General features: G+C 42.5%; 13 protein-coding genes, 1 tRNA gene and 1 pseudogene. 5 read left to right on the top strand and 10 right to left on the bottom strand.

Translation table 11 applies throughout. The features are described 5' to 3' along the window. Positions 1-238: 238 nt before the first annotated feature. Positions 239-2,899, bottom strand: a complete 2,661-nt coding sequence (locus B5Y40_RS10660) for an ABC transporter permease (RefSeq protein ID WP_079686646.1) — start codon at positions 2,897-2,899, stop codon at positions 239-241. Further along, on the bottom strand, positions 2,899-3,219 hold the full coding sequence (locus tag B5Y40_RS10655) for a PadR family transcriptional regulator (protein WP_079686645.1): 321 nt from the start codon (positions 3,217-3,219) through the stop codon (positions 2,899-2,901). The genes B5Y40_RS10660 and B5Y40_RS10655 overlap by 1 nt, the downstream gene beginning before the upstream one ends. A 1,171-nt stretch (positions 3,220-4,390) precedes the next feature. Here B5Y40_RS10655 and B5Y40_RS10650 point away from each other — a divergent pair. Next, on the top strand, positions 4,391-7,636 hold the full coding sequence (locus tag B5Y40_RS10650; RefSeq protein WP_143785692.1) for a sensor histidine kinase: 3,246 nt from the start codon (positions 4,391-4,393) through the stop codon (positions 7,634-7,636). Between the two features lie 327 nt (positions 7,637-7,963). On the opposite strand, the gene B5Y40_RS10645 is transcribed toward B5Y40_RS10650, so the two are convergent. Both B5Y40_RS10645 and B5Y40_RS10640 read right to left on the bottom strand, forming a co-directional pair. Beyond that, positions 7,964-8,425 carry a class I mannose-6-phosphate isomerase gene (locus B5Y40_RS10645; protein ID WP_079686643.1) on the bottom strand — a complete coding sequence of 154 codons (462 nt, stop codon included), beginning with the start codon at positions 8,423-8,425 and terminating at the stop codon, positions 7,964-7,966. Next, a pseudogene (locus B5Y40_RS10640) lies at positions 8,422-9,015 on the bottom strand (ROK family protein); the annotation flags it as partial. The pseudogene B5Y40_RS10640 and the gene B5Y40_RS10645, both read right to left, overlap by 4 nt. Before the next feature lie 12 nt (positions 9,016-9,027). On the opposite strand from B5Y40_RS10640, the gene B5Y40_RS10635 reads away from it, so the two are divergent. Both B5Y40_RS10635 and B5Y40_RS10630 read left to right on the top strand, forming a co-directional pair. Next, on the top strand, positions 9,028-9,306 hold the full coding sequence (locus tag B5Y40_RS10635; RefSeq protein ID WP_245840514.1) for a UTRA domain-containing protein: 279 nt from the start codon (positions 9,028-9,030) through the stop codon (positions 9,304-9,306). Between the two features lie 707 nt (positions 9,307-10,013). Next, positions 10,014-10,961 (top strand): Cif family virulence factor, encoded by a 948-nt coding sequence (locus tag B5Y40_RS10630; protein WP_079686641.1) that lies wholly within the window; start codon positions 10,014-10,016, stop codon positions 10,959-10,961. Between the two features lie 591 nt (positions 10,962-11,552). On the opposite strand, the gene B5Y40_RS10625 is transcribed toward B5Y40_RS10630, so the two are convergent. The 5 genes from B5Y40_RS10625 to B5Y40_RS10605 form a co-directional block, all read right to left on the bottom strand. Then, positions 11,553-11,626: transfer RNA gene (locus tag B5Y40_RS10625), tRNA-Asp, on the bottom strand. Between the two features lie 314 nt (positions 11,627-11,940). Further along, entirely contained in the window at positions 11,941-12,420 is a 480-nt protein-coding gene (locus B5Y40_RS10620) for a Dps family protein (protein ID WP_079686640.1), read from the bottom strand. Between the two features lie 92 nt (positions 12,421-12,512). After that, entirely contained in the window at positions 12,513-13,976 is a 1,464-nt protein-coding gene (locus B5Y40_RS10615) for a caspase family protein (RefSeq protein ID WP_079686639.1), read from the bottom strand. A 30-nt stretch (positions 13,977-14,006) separates the two neighbouring features. Next, positions 14,007-14,912, bottom strand: coding sequence for a hypothetical protein (locus B5Y40_RS10610; protein WP_143785691.1), 906 nt, complete (start codon positions 14,910-14,912; stop codon positions 14,007-14,009). Between the two features lie 82 nt (positions 14,913-14,994). After that, positions 14,995-16,443, bottom strand: coding sequence for a caspase family protein (locus B5Y40_RS10605; RefSeq protein ID WP_079686637.1), 1,449 nt, complete (start codon positions 16,441-16,443; stop codon positions 14,995-14,997). Between the two features lie 105 nt (positions 16,444-16,548). Here B5Y40_RS10605 and B5Y40_RS29595 point away from each other — a divergent pair, with 105 nt between their 5' ends. Beyond that, entirely contained in the window at positions 16,549-16,719 is a 171-nt protein-coding gene (locus B5Y40_RS29595; RefSeq protein ID WP_159453652.1) for a hypothetical protein, read from the top strand. Between the two features lie 83 nt (positions 16,720-16,802). On the opposite strand, the gene B5Y40_RS10595 is transcribed toward B5Y40_RS29595, so the two are convergent. Then, the gene (locus tag B5Y40_RS10595) at positions 16,803-17,432 is read right to left on the bottom strand and encodes a TetR/AcrR family transcriptional regulator (protein ID WP_079686635.1); all 630 of its coding nucleotides are present in this window, start codon (positions 17,430-17,432) and stop codon (positions 16,803-16,805) included. Between the two features lie 97 nt (positions 17,433-17,529). On the opposite strand from B5Y40_RS10595, the gene ggt reads away from it, so the two are divergent. Then, entirely contained in the window at positions 17,530-19,221 is a 1,692-nt protein-coding gene (ggt, locus tag B5Y40_RS10590; protein ID WP_221408894.1) for a gamma-glutamyltransferase, read from the top strand. The last annotated feature ends 170 nt before the right edge of the window (positions 19,222-19,391 follow it).

Here is a 19,391-nt window from a genome sequence, read left to right as displayed (position 1 = left end):
ACAATTGAATTTATAGTTATGAGTGATCAAAAATGCGACCAGAGTATAAATGATGATTTCCAAGGCATTTGAGCACCTTCAATGTTCACTTTTAATGCATGCACTGTACCGTTGTGAACACTAGTTGTATATTCTATGCATACAAAATATAGCAATCTATATTTAAGCATATATAGATTTAAGCATATATAGGGCAGGCTCATCAAAACAGAAGCACTTGACGAGCCTGACAAACCATCTATTCATTCCTGAGCTTATCTACGGGATTTGCCATCGCCGCATTGAATGATTTCATGCACACGACCGCAAGAGCAATCGCCAGTACCAGCACACCCGGCACAGCAAACAGCCACCATTGAACATCTATATGGTTCTCGAAATTCATAAGCCATTCATGTACTCCGTACCAGGCAATAGGAACCGCCAGGGCGAACGACACGGTGATGAGCGCTATATATTCACGGGAGAACATTATAATAATATTGCTCACGCTTGCCCCGAGTGTTTTTCGTACCGCGATCTCCTTCCCTTTTCGGTTAGCTATAAAGGTGATCAGGCCATACAAACCCAAGCATCCGATCAGAACGAACAGCATTGAAAAGATCTGGAACAGCCGGGAGTACTTTAATTCCTGCTCATAGAACATGGCGATGTTGTCATCCAAAAAACGAAACTGAAAAGCATCTTCCGGGTAGACCGATGTCCAGGCTTGTTCGAGCTTTGCCAGCACATCACTCACGTTCTGACCGGCCGCAAGATTAAGCTTGACGCTCACCTGACGAAAGCGACCGGCATCGGCATCCAGGGCGATGTTGTCAACGCGTTCCTTTAGCGAGTTTCCGTAGTAGTCGTTGATCACACCCACCACATGCACCCGGTCATTACCCCCTAACTTTAGCTCTACGCCAACAATATCTGCGGGGTTATTATAGCCCAAATTTTTCATCAGCGTCTCGTTCACAAGAATGTTTTTACTCGAATCAGTCGGCGTGAGATTGCGTCCGGCAAGCAACCGTATGCCATAGAGGTCAAGGTAATTTTCATCAATGGCCGAGTATTCGTAGTTCTGATAATCCTGGACCTCATTAGCATCCGGTTTACCAATGTTGCGTGAATTTCTATTGCGGTCTACGCCGGATGGCAACGTAAAGCTTTTAGCAACATCCTCTACAAAAGGCAGTCTTCTTAATTCGGTTTCTAACGAACGAAGTGAAGAGTGATCGTTGTCCAATAGACGCAGCCGCATGGTCACCACGGTAGCCTTTCGATCGAAGCCCATGTCAACGTTTCTGAAGAATTCCATTTGAGCGACAACGATAAACGTTGCCACGGCCAGCACCTGCGTTGCTGTGAATTGTATAATGACAAGTGTTTTCCTCAGACTCACACCGGCAATGCGCCCCGTAGCAAACTGATTTTTGATGGCCGCAATCGGATTGAACTTAGCAATCAACAATGCCGGGTATAGTCCTGCACAAATGGTAACAACTCCGATGATTGATGCGAGGGTGATCCACAGGAACGGATCGGAGAAATTGATTCCTACCTGCAGGCCCAGCATCGAGACAAGCGATGGCATAGCGACTCCTACCAGGGCGAGTGCCGCGAAGGCCGCTATAAAAGCAATGATGAGCGTCTCCACAAGAAACTGTACGATCAGGTTCTTCTGGCTGCTTCCCATGATCTTGCGCAAACCAATCTCCTTTGAGCGCAGTGTCGACTGCGCCGTAGATAGGTTCACATAGTTAATGCACCCCACAGCCAAAAGACAAAGGACAATCAGCTTGAGAGCAAAAATAGTTTTATGTGTGATGGTCCTCCGGCTGAATGTGCCGAAGTTCGGATCGAAGTGCATTTCGCTGAGTGGCTGAAGAAAATAATGACGATAACTCGATAGATCTTTTCCAACATTTGCCGCGTGCAATTTGGCAATCTGCTCCTCGACATCTTTTACTTCTGCGCCGTCCTGAAGAACAACGAAAACGGAATGTCCATCATTCACGCTCGTCCAATCCGACATACGCTCTTCGAAGAGCAGCGGCATCGATGAATAAGACACAAGCATGCGGAAGGGGAAATCAGTATTTGCAGGAAAGTCCTTGATGACGCCTGTGATCTTGAAATCAAATGCCTTCTGGAAACGAAGCGTCTTGCCGATGGGGTCCTGGTCGCCGAAATATTTCCTGGCAATGCTATTGGTAACAACGATGCTGCCGGGCTCGCGAAGCGAGGTTTTCCGCTCACCCGAAATCCACTCTATGGGACTGCCTTCAAAATCGATAACATCGAAGAACTCCGGCTCGACCGTCACCACACCACTTTCTTCAACAAACTGTCTTTCGAACTTGCCATCGGCACTCAGCACATCAACGCTGGATCCACCCAAGTATTCCAGCTTGGTCATTTTGAGGATGCCTGAAATATCTTTCATCGCCGGAGGGACGGCATACGGGATACCGGTGCGAAATTCCGAGAGGTCTGCACCACTCACCCTCACCATCCTGTAGGTGTTTTTATAATCCGTGTGGAACGTATCGAAGCTGAGTTCGAACCGGATAATGGAAATAATCGCCAGTGCCGAGGCGATGCCGATCACCAGGCCCAGAACGTTAATGGCTGTTGTACTTTTGCTGGCCAGCAAGCTTCGCCTGGCCATCTTAAAATAGCTTCCTGTCATATTGTGATTTTGTTGGGTTGATCGTTTCCAGAAAAACGCTTTGGCAAGAAATCCAATCACACGCCATGTATACCTTCGCCGCGCATTTCTTTCATTATAGTGTTTCACATCGGACAGAAATATTTCGTACAGGTCGCCCTTGATCTCTTCTGCCAGATGCTCAGGAGCCAGACGCTCGATGAGCGCCTCAGCCCATTCGGGGGGGTGTGGATAAGTAGCCATCAGGTAGTTGAAATTTGAGCCCAGATCGTGCTACGTACATCGCGAAGTTCTTCCAGTGTCTGGCGACCGTAAGCTGTGATTTGAAACAGTCTCTTTCGTCGTCCTCCCCGCTCCATCGACGCTCCGCCCATTTTCGATTTTACAAATCCTTTTTCTTCGAGCCTGTGCAGCGCTGCGTGCGCGGCGCTGATGGTGATCACGCGGCCTGTTTGCTCTTCGAGCTCTTTTGTGATGGACACCCCATAAGCGTCAGCACCGATGAGTGCGACCATGAGTAATATGAGTTCTTCCAGTTCGCCAAGGTATATACGTCCGGACATTGAGTTATTATTATTTCAACAGTTGTAGAACAAATAGCAGGCCGATGCGAAATCAGCGTATTTTAAAGGAAATCAGTAGCACGTGTGTACGGAAAAATAGCGACCGGTGGCCGGCAGCGAACATTAAACCGCTACTTCAAGTGATATTCTGGTACGAGGTAACAAAAACGCAGTGCTAGCAAAGAACTATACTTTCTAAAAGTATACCTCTGCAGTAGTTTCCTTTTACAAACCGTCTTCGCCGTGAACCCCGCCTAAGTATAGTATACATCCCAATAAGAACAATATTAAAATTGCCAATAGCGTATAGTAAACTATAGCCATACTAAATATCAAAGCCCCGCGAAGCCTATGATAATTCTCGATCAACGTTATATCTCTTCTGATTTTTATGTAGACCTCATACAAAAAAAGGTTCTATAACTCCCAAAATGATCAGAGTCATGATGCCCGGGCGTTGGAGAGGTTGTTCCTAGATATAGTGAGCTGGCATAAATTATAAAAATTGTTGCCGCCGTGAAATTAAATAGAACAAAAACCACAAGTACATTGCGCGCAAGGCTAAATTGAATTGCCCATCATTCTTTCATAACGAGCTATATGCAAGAATAAAAAGTATATCAACCATAGTGATCATGCTGGTTACCGGTTTTAAGCGTGAATGATGAGTTTATAGGTTTGGCATGAAGAGCTATTCCTGATATTCACTTTAATACCTGTAGTATTTATGTATACTTACCCCCTATATATAGTGATTGTCGTTTTCCGGTTGACTTTACAAAGCAGCAAACTGCTCTATCGGCTACCCCGATAACTCAGAGCTAAATCTTGCCGTGATTGCCATAGGGTGCTCATGTTTAACTATATATAGCTTTCGGGGCAGCAAATCAAAAGAATGGATTGCTTTTTTTAAGCTTGACTTAATACCTGCCAATATACCGATCTTCGCATATGTTGTTTCTCTACAGGCTAACAGCTTAAAAATTTGAATGCCTGCCCATTGTGAATAAGGATTGCAAAGAATATCAACAAAGTGAAAAGTGTAGGATTTTTTTTAAATTTGAATGTGCCCTCTCGGATTTATTCATTCCTGTTATTTCTATTGCTGCAATTAACCGCAGCCCTATCCCCGCATCACGGATACGGCCAGAAGCAATTGATTACACCTATTATGGCTTATAACCATAGTTTCACTACGGTGAATGGACTTTCTCAAAACAATGTCACATCCATCCTAAAAGACCGGGACGGCTTTATATGGATCAACACGGGAGAAGGTATTGACAGATTTGACGGATACTCATTTGTAAACTTCGTTCACTCCGATCGTGATTCTTCAAGCTTAGGTAACAGTGCCGTTAAAAATATGTTGCTGGACAGCAAGGGACAGTTATGGGTAGGAACCTATCATGGCTTAAATCTATATGACAACAAAACGGAGACATTTCGAAAATTTCTGATGGAACCGCCAGACGACTACTCCAGTCACAGTACAATTTTTTCTCTTTTAGAAGACAGACATCACCAACTTTGGGTTGCGTCTCGTGGGATTATCTATAAAATTAATATTGAAACCCTTGCTATCAAAAAATACGATTACAGAAACGACAGCACAGGCCTGGATGCTGTTAATGCACTATTGGAAGATAGACATGGCAAAATCTGGGCCGCTACCCGCAGAGGTATTTGCATTCTCAATTCAGCAGGCATCGTGGAACGTACTATATATTATGAAGATACCCATGGCAATTCACCCAACGATATGGTCATCAGTATGGTACAAGACGCTACAGGTGCCCTATATTTTGGTTCCAATGGTATGGGAGTGCTTCGATTGAATGACGAAAATGATAAAACATTTAAATACTTCACTTCCGAGCCGGGCAAGCCATTTTTTGGCAGTGACATTATTGGTTCACTTGCTATCGACAAAGATGGAAAACTTCTGGTTGGCACCGATGGCGCAGGTATATATAAACAAGATGATGACGGAAATTTCAGACAGATTCTGGGCAACCAAAGCAGGCGCCTCCACAATGGAAATATAGGAAACATATTTGTGAACGATGATAATTCGTATTGGTTTGGTCTCTATGGCGGTGGTTTACAAATTGTATATGCAGGCACCAGACGCTTTGAACACTATCGATACTTCGACCTCGATATGGAGCGTATGGAAAAGAATTCGATCTTGGCAATTGCTGAAGATCAACATCAAAAAGTATGGATTGGAACCGATGGAGCCGGGCTATATAGATTCGATCCTCAAACAAAACTATTTACCTCCTACCGGCATTCGTCAACGAATAAAAACAGCTTAAGCTCCAACGTTGTAAAATCACTGGCCGTGGATAAAAAGAACAACCTATACGCAGGCACGTTTGGAGGTGGGCTTAATTACCTGGATACTAAAACAGGAAGCTTCTCACGGTATATACATATACCTGGTAATAACGCAAGCATAAGCACAAACCACGTTTGGTCACTTTTAGAAGCTAGCAACCATACAATTTATGCAGGCCAGCTCGCAGCACTAGATGAATTCTTTCCCTATAAAAAAGTATTTAAACCTCTTACTATACCAGGTTCCATTTTTTCCCTGGCAGAAGACTCAGGAGGAAATATTTGGATCGGGTCACGATTAGATGGCCTTCACCGCTACGAACCGGAAACAAAAACATTCAAATCCTTTTTAAATATACCGGCAGATTCTGCGAGCATGCCAACAAATGAGATATCCGATCTGACTATAAATTTTCAAGGAAAACTCTGGGTAGGTACCGCCAATAAAGGATTGATTTTATTCGATCCTGAAAAATTTAGTTTTGAAAGAATCGCTCCTCTAAAAGAGAAACGTATTACAAATATACTCGAAGATGATTCGCATAACGTGTGGTTTACTTCTGTTGACGGAGTACACAAATTTGATCCGTCAACCTCACTAATTTATGACTATACGATAGCGGATGGTTCGCAAGGCACGCAATTTAATGAAGGCGCCCGATTGAAAAGTTCGGATGGCACTTATTACCTGGGAGGCACCAATGGGTTAAACGTTTTTCGTCCGGAAAATATAGCCGATGACACCACCAAAGCCAAAGTTGTTTTTACACAACTTACGCTTTTTAGTATACCCGTTAAAATTAACGATAAATCAGGCCTTCTTACACAAAGCATTTCCCAGACAGAATCAATAACCCTGCAGGCAGACCAAAAGGTCTTTTCCCTTGAGTTTGCTTGTCTTGAATTCAATTTCCCAAAAAAGACTAAGTATAGATATTACCTCGAAGGGTTCGATAAAGCATGGAACGATGCGAACGCAAGCCGGACGGCCACCTATACCAACTTACCACCAGGCAGCTATACGCTGAAAGTAAGTGCTTCCAATAGAAGTGGGCACTGGAATGAAAATGCTGCAAGCATCAAAATTATAGTGATCCCCAAGTGGTATGAACGATCCGGAACAAAATACGGAGCCGCTATATTTCTGACTATACTCACCGTACTCATTATACACCTGAGAACAAAATTACTATTCAAACAAAAGATAAAGCTTGAACGCCTGGTTAAAGCGCGCACCAATTTAGTGGAGACACAAAAGATAGAAATCAAAGACAAAAACAGAAAACTGGAACAAGCCTACGAAGAGGTCAGCTCTACAAATGATGAACTACACCGTGTTAATTTAAACCTTGAGAAACTGGTTGAAAACAGAACTACCGAATTAACCCGCACGATTAATAAGCTAACCGAAACGGATAAAGGCCTTGAGACATTTCTATATCGCTCCTCTCATGACCTGCGAGGTCCTATTGCCACCATACTCGGACTGGCTCACCTGGGTAAAATGCCGCACAGCGTTGAGGAGTTAACTGTATACTTTGCAAACATTGAGAAGACTTCAACACGCATGTTAAGACTTCTCAAAAGATTGGACGAAACCAGCTCTCTGTTTCGGGCTCAGCGTACGCTGGAGCTCATCCATGTGGATGAGCTGATTCAAAACATCGACACCACTATTAAAGAACTCAATACTGATAACATCGTAAAAATCGAATTTGAAAATAGAATCAATCAGGTCTTTTCATCAGATGCAACCTTGCTTAAATGCATCATCGTTAATCTCATGGAAAACAGTATTGTCTTTAGAGACGACAAACATCCCTATGCTACCTGCGTGTTGAGCATGGAGCAAGGGCAACTTATTATAAATGTGATCGACAATGGCACGGGTATTCCTTCATCTGTAATGGATCGGATATCGAACATGTTTTATCGTGGCTCAGAAAAGTCAATTGGAAATGGACTGGGATTATTCATGGTAAAGAAAGCTTTGGAAATACTCGAAGGCAACATGGAAATTAAAAGCGAGTACAATGTAATGACAACGATTACTGTCAGAATTCCTTGCGCGTAAGTATATACTTACAGCAGTTTTACTTGCGTGTATTTAATCACGTCTTTTAAGTATACCACTCCAGGATGTCATTTCACAAACGAGTAACAGGATTTGAATCTATATCTTCGACGTAATCGCTGCACTAGTCTTTCCACTTGATATATCCTCTAAGATCCATTATTGGACCCAATATATACCTTCTATTAAGCAAGACATTAATGACAATCGTAGTGATCTTTATAGAATTACCATGCCTTTGCTTCTTTGTTGGCCTCCTCGACTTGATATGAGCCCATACTTCAAGCCTCATATATATACTACCTATTCAACTCTGTGATAAACTTCCTAAAAAAAATCAGGTGTGCTATTGATATTGATGGGGCGCGGTTTCCCATCAAGGCCCAGCCGGCCCCAATCAAAGAGTTTGAATGTAAAGATGTAAGGAGTAGCACTGATCTCCAGCACAACGCTATCCCTACCCGAACAATGTACAGTCCCCGCTGGTATCAGGACGTGGTCGTGTTTTTTCACCGGCCACTTCTGAACGTGCTTCTCCGCATCGAAGGTCGTTCCTGCCTCCTGCGATCTTCTCAGTTCTTCGATCATCTCTTCAGGAACTACATCGTCTCTTAGCCCCAGGTATACATATGCATCATTTTTCACGTCCATCATATAGTAGCTTTCATCCTGGGTATATTCCATGCCGAACTTATCTTTTATATACTCGGTGGTAGGATGTACCTGCAGACAATCATCATTACTTTCGCTAACCTGAATAAAAGGATATTTATCAAAATTTGATTTCATAACATCGTTATCGGGGCTCTCTTGCCTTCTGTTAATACATGATACATTCCCAACAGCGCGGCTGTCTGCAGATGCGCTGCGGCCAGTAATTGGGGAGGATTATTTTTTACCCACGCATGCGTATTGATCTTGCGTTGAATATAGGGTAGTAAAATATGCTGACTCTCCATGATACCTCCTCCGATTACAACCCGCTCCGGATCGAAAGCATGAATGAGGTTAATGATTCCCAGCGACCATGCGTTGAGGCAGTTATCACGGACTTGTGTAGCCAGTATATCTCCCTGCGCTGCGTGCCCAAACAGGTTTTTAAAATGTATATCAGATTCTTTTGACAATGTGCTGCGCGAAAATTCGGGGGCGCTCTTAACAGCATCAGCCAACGCCCATGTGGAGCCTTCCGTCTCAACACATCCTATATTACCGCAGTTGCAAACTTTACCATGCAGGTTGATCGTCATGTGACCCCCGAGATTTCCTGCCGTAAAATTTCTTCCTGATAAAACACGGCCGTCCATCATCACAGCAGAACCTACGCCTGTTCCGAGTGTAATGAGAACCAAATCATTTGCACCTTTTCCGTTTCCAAATTGCCATTCACCGTGTTATGCCTGGAAAGGTTGCGAGGTAAAGAAAACTTTCCGTTTGTTTATTTCGTCTCGTATTTCAATCCCTCCATCGGCATGACGGGGAACGAAGATTTTAGTAAACCGCTCTATGAAATCCTCGAAGAGAAATATAAAGTCAGGGCTTCCCTTTCATATGAGGAGTTAACCGCTATAAAAGCGCCTCAGCATATTTACAAGAAATTGAACATTGCTGCCGATGAGCCTGTGTTGTTTCGCAAACGCCTGGTTTACGATGAAAGTAAAATCCAATAGAATTCAACTATGGCTACTATCGCGGCGACAGCTTTGTATATACCGTAGAGTGAGAGAAAATCAACCTGACACAACAAGCCAGTTATACCACTTCTCCTTTGAATGTCTCAAGTGGTTCTTCGTTAAACTGTGATGCATTGACATTTGAGATGTGGTTGAGTCCTGCTGCACTGTCCTAAAATAGAAATCAAAAAGTGTTACGAGTTTTTCTAATTATATATACTAAGGCTGCAGAAAACTGGTTCTGTTCTTTTAGAATCTGTTCGCTAATGGCCCACAATGCAAGCGCACTTAATGTATCTTATACTGGAAAACAATCAGAATAGCGCAAGGTGTACTTCTGGCACACTTTCACTGGCTAATATTCATTAGTAAATCGTGCCACAGCGCAAATTTAAGTTTAAGGATCAATATATACTATATTTAGTCCTTTCATCGCCTTTCGCTCAACACGGCATCCCCAAAACAGCCTCCTCGGGTATAATGGATTTCAAGAATTATAATTTCACATGTACATGTGCCATAGCCGGTAGCACCGGGAAACACTTTCCCTTCGTCAATAAAAACAGGTATTTGATATACCCCTGACCTCTATTAGTCAATCAAATTTCTTCCTTATCAACGGGTTGGTACTTTTGAGTAAGCGCAAGTGGACAACTCAATTTTATTCGCACACCCTGAAACTGATTTTTGAAACTGGTATATATATGAAAATGACCGGAGTAATATTAATTATGTCGTTAACAGGTGCTTTAAATATTGACTTAAAGAGCCTAAATATCACTAAGAATTTCGATGATTCTCGAATGGAACTGGAAGCGATAAACAGTAGAATAGAGCAATTATACTTAACAGAAGATGTTGATGCTTTGACCAACCTATACGCCAGTCAGTTTACTTTTTTTCCTGAGTATAAGCCTGCTATTTTTGAAATTAAAGCGTTAAATAAATTTTTTAAGGACTGGTTTACGGCAGGAGATGTTAAGATATACAAGAAAAAAATATCTGTAGTGGAGACATATTCTAATCATTTGCTTGAATTAGGCGCTTTTAGTTTCCACTACTCATCCATTAAAAATCCACAAGGTGAATACAAAGGAAATTATATGGTCTTATGGAAAAAGGACAACGATGGAAAATTGAGTATTATATCAGAAACGTTTGGAGCTGATACATATATCGAGCCTGACGTTGTGCCGTATGCGGATGTTCAGGTTGAGGAAACTAACTTCACGGCAATCAATAATATGGATAAGAAATTGATTGCTGAAGTTAAAGAGTTTGACGCAGTCGTGTTAAAAGCCGTAGCGAATAGTGACGGAAAGGCGAGAGCTGACGGATTTACAGAGGATGCAATCCTTCTGTCAAATTTTGATTCGATTCGGGTGGGAATGGAGAATATCAGGCCGAAAATGCTCAAAACCTATACACCAAACATGTCCTATATTGTAAAGCACTACTATAATAGAATATATGATCTTGGGGATTATGTTTTTGTAGTTGGTCAGTATAAAGGCGGGTGGGGCGATTCAACCAAAGGAGGAAAGTTTGAAGGTAACATGTCTAATCTTTTGAAAAGGACAAAAAATGGAAAGTTATTGATGCACAGACAAGCAGGAAACAGGGACAGGAAGCTAGTGCTATTCAATAATTAACAATCGTCTGATCAGAGAGTAGGATACAGGGTAAATATCTATTTTATTAAGCTGCTTATATATATACCGACAGCTTCTTCTCAAGGGTATTGAATTTAGTCCAGGTGCTACTTGCTACATCTATACTGATTCTTTTTTTAAGTCTTCGTTGTGCAGCTTGAGGAGTTCTAGTATAGTGTGTTGCTGTACTATACTTCCAGTATAGACATTTCTGATGGCTTCGGGCGAAGTATATTCGCCTTTCGCGGACAAGTCCAGGTATATATTTAAGAGTTAACTTTTTAGTTCACGGATATATATTAAGATCTCGCGCCTCCAGTGTCCTTCTCTTTATTTTATCGGCGTTGCATTGTGATTCATCAACTTCTCGCTTCAAGGAATATTTCGGTTCTTTATCGTTTACCGCTAAATGCTCCCTGCTTTTTACCAGCCTAGATGAATTGAGAATATCCGTGCATACCATAAGTCCTCTTCTGCTTTGTTATTGATGTGATACAGGAAATTCACTAACAGGGGAATTGACCTCAGGCTGCTTGAACAGGCATGATAAAACAAAAAGACCGCTTAAACATTCCGTTTAAGCGGTCTTTGCGGTCCGGACGGGACTCGAACCCGCGACCTCCTGCGTGACAGGCAGGCATTCTAACCAGCTGAACTACCGGACCATTTTCTATAAAACCAAGACTTCTTTTTGGTTTCCCCTAGGAGTGTGTCTCAAAGGGAGTGCAAAGATAGTATTGGGTTTAAAATCTCCAAAATTTGGAACAAAAAAATTATGGATATGTTTTTCTATTTGTTTCCAACGCACCTTCAAAATGATAACACAAGAGTCATTGTGCATAAATACATTCGTCTTCTTCAATTGTCTTTACTATCTGGAAGAGAATACATTACAACAGGAAAGTATAGCAAACTGATCATCTGAAATACACCTATGCACTGTCAAGAATATTTCAGATGATCATGGATAAATAAAAAATTATTTTTTAGAAAGGAAAGATGAGTACATCCATACCGACTTCTCTTGCTGACGAATATAGTCGCTCATCAATGCATTGGTTCCTTCATCTTCTGCGTCGGCTGACATCTTTAATAACGCACGCTCCTTGATGAGTAACGTTCTGAAACCGTCAAGCACTTGCTGCACAGCAATGTATCCGTCAGAGATATCTTTCGATTCTTTTATTTCCGATTTCTTAACATAGTCTGAATAACTATGAACAGGTATATAACCCAGTGTTAATATTCGCTCTGCTATCTCATCAACTTTGAGAAAGGCATCACTGTACAGTTCTTCAAACTTAAGGTGAAGTTCAAAGAACTTATCGCCTCTTATATTCCAGTGAAAGCCACGGGCATTCATATAAAATAATTGATAGTTTGCCAACAGATCATTCAAGCCGCTAGCCAGTTGTTCGGAATCTTTTACTTCAAGTCCTATAGAATTTTTATTCGACATACATTTTTCTTTTGGTCTGTAAACTAAACAAAAGAATTTATGGATGCGTTTCTTCTCTTCAGAAAATAAAATTAAAATAAGCTGAAGTATACTTAGTTAAACCGGAAGTAGAATTCTCCGATAATATTGGAGCTGTCCCAGGTATTCTGCTTATCACCTGACAGGCGAAGTACATTCGACCGCACTTCCTTAAATACCTGTTCAATGGTAAGTCCTGGTTTGCGTATAGCTTTGAGAAGCTCCTGGGTATATAACCCGTTTCTGCCAGAGCCATCCGAAGCCACCGAACCCGGAGCTGTAGCATAGGCTATAAAAGATCCACGCGCTCTTCTCATCTCACCAAGACCTTGCTCAACCGAACGGTTAAGAGCCGGGAAAGGGTTGTTACGGCATGCATCGAGAATAAGAATATTCATGCGGGCATTCGAGCGTTCCATGTTAGCAAGTACCATGCGTTGTGCGGGAAAACAATAGCGACTGATGTCGTCTTCAAATTCGACTGCTGCATCAATTGGCACTAAGTAATTCTCTTGTTCGTGCTGAAGTCCATGACCAGCAAAGTAAAATAAGGCTACAGTTTTTTCAGGATCGCCAGCATCAATCTTCTCTTTGAATTTCAACAATGCAGCACGAATTTGTCCATACGTGGCATTGGTCAGCAGGTCAACCTGGAAGTTAGAGTTCTGTAATTCCTTTGCCATATCCGTGGCATCATTTACAGGATTCTTTAATGCACCTATTGTTTTGGGATAGGCCGAGTTACCAATCACGAGCGCATAGCGCATTTCATCTTTATAGGCATCTGCTAAAGAGGGCTGCGTGATAACGGTATGGCTACTAGCCGTTTGCTCCACTGGGGTTTTTATACTCTTCGAGTTGTTAGGACTGGAATCAACAACATTGGATTTCGTGGGTTCATCCTTTTTAGCAACCGTGTTGTTCTTTGCCGGAGGTTGATCCTTTTTTACTACCGGCTGATTTGCCTTTGAGCTATTCTCAGGCGTGCTGCGCGAAGTGAGTATAACTTTATCGAGCTTGTTGAATTCACGGGTAAGGTCACCGTTGCCGGGACTAATTAACAACCCACTTTGAAAATCTTCCTTCGCAGATACCAGTTCATTCATCTTTACATAAACCAACCCTCGCTCGTATAGTAATTTTGATTTGGCAGCTTTATCGCTGCCTAGCTCGCGGATAGCATTGCTATAGTCACGGATGGCATCCTGATTAGCACCAATCTTTTCATTACTCTTTGCCTTGAACCAATAGATGTTTCCTGCGTTCTCATGATTTAACAAAAGCGTTTCCTCGAAGTCGGCAATAGCGTTTTTAAAATCATTGGTCTTATAATATGAAAGCGCCCGCAGATAGTAAACCTCCACATCGAGCGCTTTGTCACGGGTATATTTAGTGAGGTATTCTGAAAAATTCTTTATTGCATCATCATACTTTCCGGAAGTATAACTATCATGACCTCTTTCGTATAGCTTGAATTGCGCTTGGCTACTAAAGATGGTAATGCATAAGAGAGTGATCAGTATAAATATCCGGTTCATCGTGCCCTACCCTTTCCGTTGTAAATGATGTTAGAAGTTATAAGATACGCCAAACTGAATATTTAGCGAAGGAAAACCTTTCTTTACCATTGGGAACTCTTCATTGGCATAAGAGGAAACTGTTTTTTCATACGCCTCTGTGCTAACAAAAGTTACCGGGAATGTATAGCCGAAAGCAGCCTGCAGGTAGAATGAAAATGGTCTTGCAGGGAAAAGCTCAATACCCGGACCCACAAATATACCACCCGTAATTTCTGTATCACTTTTTAAGGTCTCAAAGGAGTCACCATCCCAAGTTTCTGTATAACCGTCGGCATACCACTGACCATCGTTCTGGTTATAGTATAGCAAGTCATCATTTTGCGTAGAGGTATTCTGGTCATCCTCGTAAATCTCATACGTATACCGCTCGCCTGTGCCACTTACTTCCTTGCGTGATGCGAGCGTAACGAACGGCTTTGCAAAAGCATATACTGAAATAACAGAGTTGTCTTTTACGGGAACAAAATTAAGTTTTATATTCAATGCCAATGAAGTAAGGCTCAGATCACCACCTTCCAGTGTGAGTACATATCCATAATCATAGGCAAGATCACCAAGACCATATTTGGTTTCCCATCCGTTCGGATCACCATACCCTATATAAGCATCTCCACCGTTGGCGGTTGTTACTTCAGGATCGTATTGAAATCCTAAATAAGATATAGAAGGACCAATTGAAAGCACGCGGTTAACGCGCTTGAGAAAACCAAGTTCAACGTTGAATCCTGTTTTATAGTCGCCAATGTTTTTTCCGAAAGTAAAAGATGGACCAAGTCCCAGAAAAACTCCTTTGTTTTTATCGATACGTTCTCTCTTCTTTATTATTCCTTCGTCCTGGGCAGCTGCCACCATCACAATAGATATAAAAATTAACAGGCTGAGTAGTCGTTTCATGATAAGAGGGTTAAAATTATCAGGTAAGGTAACACGGATTTATACACCTTCTAAGTCACCTACATATTTATGTAGATATATACTAAAATTTAAAGTAGAACTCCCCTACTATATTTGAGCTGTCCCATGTAAATTGTTTATCACCAGAGAGTCGCAGTACATTCATGCGCACATCTTTGAAGACTTGCTCGATGGTGAGTCCGGGTTTGCGTAAAGCTTTCAGTAGCTCCTGTGTATAGAGACCATTGCGACCTGCTCCATCGGAAGCTACTGAACCTGGTGCTGTTGCATAGGCTATAAATGAACCACGTGCACGCTTCATTTCACCAAGTCCTTGCGAGACCGAACGCGTAGCAGCGGGAAAAGGATTGTTACGGCAAGCATCGAGGATCACAATATTCATGCGTGAATTAGAACGCTCCATGTTGGCCAGCACCATCTTTTGTACCGGGAAACACATGCGTACTATATCATCTTCATACTGTACGTTTGCATCCACGGGCACCAGGTAATTCTCATCCAGGTATTGAACACCGTGGCCAGCATAATAGAATAACCCTACGGTTTGATCTTTCGGACCGTTCACAAGTTTATCCTGGAACTTACGCATAGCTTCCCGCATTTGCACATAGGTAGCATTGGTGAGTAACTGAACTTCAAAATTTGATTTTTTTAATTCTGTAGATACATCGGTAGCATCGTTCACAGGATTTTTTAATATACCTACGGAGTTGGTATAGCTGCTGTTACCAATTACCAGTGCATACCGTTTTTCATCTTTATAGGTTGATGCTATAGAAGAGATCAATGCTGTGTTGGCGGATTGATCCGTTGGTTGTTCCTGCACAGGAGTAGTAATGATGGGCTGCTGAACAGTTTTCGCAGGGGGTGTTGTTTTCTTGGTATCCGTAGTAGCTGCCTTGGTATCTTTCTGATTGTTTTTAACAATCACTTGAGTTTTACTCTTCGTGTCGGCTCCTCCTCGTTGTGTAGCGGTATTGTTATTACTCACGGTGGCCTTCGCTATTTCTGCATTGGAAGGATCTAGTGATTTGGCAAGTGTAAGGTCGCTAGCGGCCGCGTCTTTGTTTCCTTGCCGCGCATAAAACTGCGAGCGATCTGCAAGAATCTGTGCTGATACTTTCTTATTATTCTCCGCATACCCTACAGCTTCTTTATAGTATGTATCGGCTTGCTGGGCGTTTCCTTTTTTATCATAACAACGTGCCTTGAACCAGGCGATGACAGCTTTATTAAAGTGATTGAGTTCAAGCGCCTTGTCTAAATCAACCAGCGCATTTTCAGTTTCACCTTTAAAATAATAAGATTGCCCGCGGTAAAAATAAAGGTCTTCATCGTAGCGTTTGTTACGATCAGGCTTGGCGAGCATACCTGAGAAGAGATCGATCACGGCTCCGTAATCCTGAGCGCGGAATTTTGCAATGCCTTCATCGTAAGTCTGATAGTCCTGCGCTATAGACAAAGTAGAAACCAGGATCATCAGTCCTAAACCAAGTATAGACTGTTTCATAGAGGGTAGATAATATTATCAAAGGTAATTATACGGTAAAAATTAATGAACCGTTTTGGAGAGTATCATTCGTTGAAGACAAAAAATGTTATTTTTGGCCACTGCATGAAAAGAATATTTTTATTCCTGGTACTAACAGCACTCCTTTTGCCTGCGTGTAGCAAAAAATCCGGCAGTAACATCTCGGTTGTAAAGCCCAAGTATCATCATCGCTGGTACGATCGTAAAAAAGATCGCAGAACCAAGCGCACTAAATCAATCCGTGTAAGAAATTAAAAATCAAGGAAAAGCAAGAAGTGCTGGAGGATTGATAATGAATAGCATAAGTCAACGCCGTTGATTTTCCAACAACATTTTTATTACTGTAAACCTCGTAGCATCAAATCAAGGTTCTTTCGGAAAAAGATCTTGGAAGGATTTAACTGATTTAAATGTGCCGTAACAATTCCTCCTATAAAGATCGATGTGATCAGGTTGGTTATATCCCTTGTTGAGATGGTCTTGGTAATTTCTTTTCTGAAGATCGCCTCGAGTGTAAACTTCTCCAGCATGTGGTCGAGCGAAAGTATTTCAATGTTGGTGATGCCTTCAATTTCAGGAAACAGTATCTTCTTTTCTTCAGGCTTTAACGGAAAAGGTTTGGGAGGCCTCTTGAAATCAGAGAAGTAGCCGATAAGACTAAGCAGTAATCCGGGATGTTCTTCATAGGCTTCACTTATCTTATCAAACAGGAAATATACTCCTTGTATACCTTCGCGTGGTTTCAGTATAAGATCTGCAGAGCGCCCCAGACACCAAACCCTGAAATAGTATAATAAGATGTCTTCTTTCTGTGGAAAGTATTTGAACAATGTTACTTTAGAGATCTTAACTTTCTCGCAGATGTCGTCTACGTATAGATCTTCGAAGGGCCTTTTTCCAACCAGCTTTAGGGTTGTATCGAGCACATGCACTTTTAATCGGGCGGCTTTTTCTTTTCTGAGGCTCATGCTTATGTAGTAAAGATGTTATTCACCATTCATCCTTAATTACCTTCTAAAACAGCTTCGGAAGTAATACTTTTAACTCGACTAAACCAATTCCAACATGATGAAACGCTGTATTCTGCTTTTATTTGTCGTAAGTGTAGTTGCCTGTAACAGTAACACGAAACGCAAGCGGATAACAGGTCTTGTAACGGATTCTGCTATGGTAGTCTCAGCGCATCCGCTGGCCTCAAAAGTAGGCGTGGAAATTATGCGCAAAGGTGGCAATGCTGTTGACGCTGCGATCGCTGTCCAGTTTGCTTTGGCAGTGGTATACCCGAGCGCAGGAAACATTGGTGGTGGTGGTTTTATGGTCCTGAGGAAAAATGACGGCACAGTGGCTTCCCTGGATTATCGTGAAAAGGCACCAGCAGCTTCTGCACATACTATGTACTTGGATTCTGCTGGCAATGTTATTGATTCATTGAGTCAGGATGGACATCTTTCGTGTGGCGTACCGGGCTCAGTAGCCGGCATGGTTGAAGCGCACGCAAAGTATGGTAAACTTCCGTGGAAGGAATTGGTGCAGCCAGCAGTAGCCCTGGCGTTGGATGGCTTTGTGCTTACACAGCGTGAGGCGAACGGGCTAAATTACCTGCATGATTTTCTGGTCAAAAAAAATACGATTCAGCCTGAGTTTTTACTCCGCGATTCATGGACAGCGGGCGACACGGTTCGCTGGACAGACTTAGGACATACACTTGAACGCATTCGCGACACAGGCAGGGCCGGCTTCTACGAAGGAAAAACGGCAGATGATATAGTAGCGGAAATGAAACGCGGCAACGGGTTGATCTCGTATGAAGACCTGAAAAACTATAAAGCTATATGGCGCGAGCCGATTATAGGAAAGTATAAAGAGTATAAAATTATCTCGATGGCTCCACCGTCTAGTGGTGGGGTTGCGTTGTTGCAGTTGCTGCGCTCAGTGGAAAATTATCCCATCGAGTCATGGGGATGGAACACAGCCCAAACCGTTCACTTGATTGCAGAAGCAGAGCGCAGAGCATATGCGGATCGTTCCGTTTACCTGGGCGATCCGGATTTCGTAAATGTACCTGTAAAAGAACTCACGAGTGCGCTCTATACGGATGAACGCATGAAGTCGTTCGACCCTGAAAAAGCAACGCCAAGCAAAGCAATTAAAGAAGGCATGCTTGCTTTGCACGAATCTCCACAGACCACTCACCTTTCTGTTATTGATGCGCAAGGAAATGCTGTTGCTGTTACCACTACACTAAACGATTCATACGGCTCGAAAGTAATTGTTGCCGGTTCCGGATTTTTATTGAATGACGAAATGGACGACTTCAGTGCAAAGCCCGGTTATCCGAATATGTATGGTGTTATCGGCGGAGAAGCCAATAAGATCCAGCCCAATAAACGCATGCTCAGCTCGATGACTCCAACCATCATTGAAAAAGATGGAAGACTATATATGGTGGTCGGTACCCCGGGTGGCTCTAAAATCATAACGAGTGTATTTCAGACTATACTAAATGTACTGGATCATAAAATGACGATGCAGGAAGCCGTAACTGCTAAACGTTTTCACCACCAATGGTTGCCCGATACAATCTTCAACGAGTTCCATGCATTCTCTATAGAGGACAGTTTAAAGCTCGTGAAAATGGGACACGCCTTTAGTCCGATCCGTTCGTTTTGTCGCGTAGATGCCATCCTGGTGCGTGGGGACAGTACGTTGGAAGGTGGTGCCGATCCACGTGGAGACGACACTGCTGCCGGTTTTTAATAGTCTGCCAGTCTCTCTAGGTTCATGATTATTCAACACATGCGGCTCGTAGCCAATAGCAGGTTGTTAGGGAGTTTTAGCATGCAGTTGATATGGATTATCGCTTCAGTCTGACCATTTACATTAACTTTGCTCATTCATGATGTGCATGACTATTGATTCGAATGATT

Source organism: Ohtaekwangia koreensis (assembly GCF_900167975.1).
Classification (GTDB): domain Bacteria; phylum Bacteroidota; class Bacteroidia; order Cytophagales; family Cyclobacteriaceae; genus Ohtaekwangia; species Ohtaekwangia koreensis.
The sequence above is the reverse complement of the archived record's forward strand: the minus strand, read 5'-3'. Positions and strand labels throughout refer to the sequence as shown.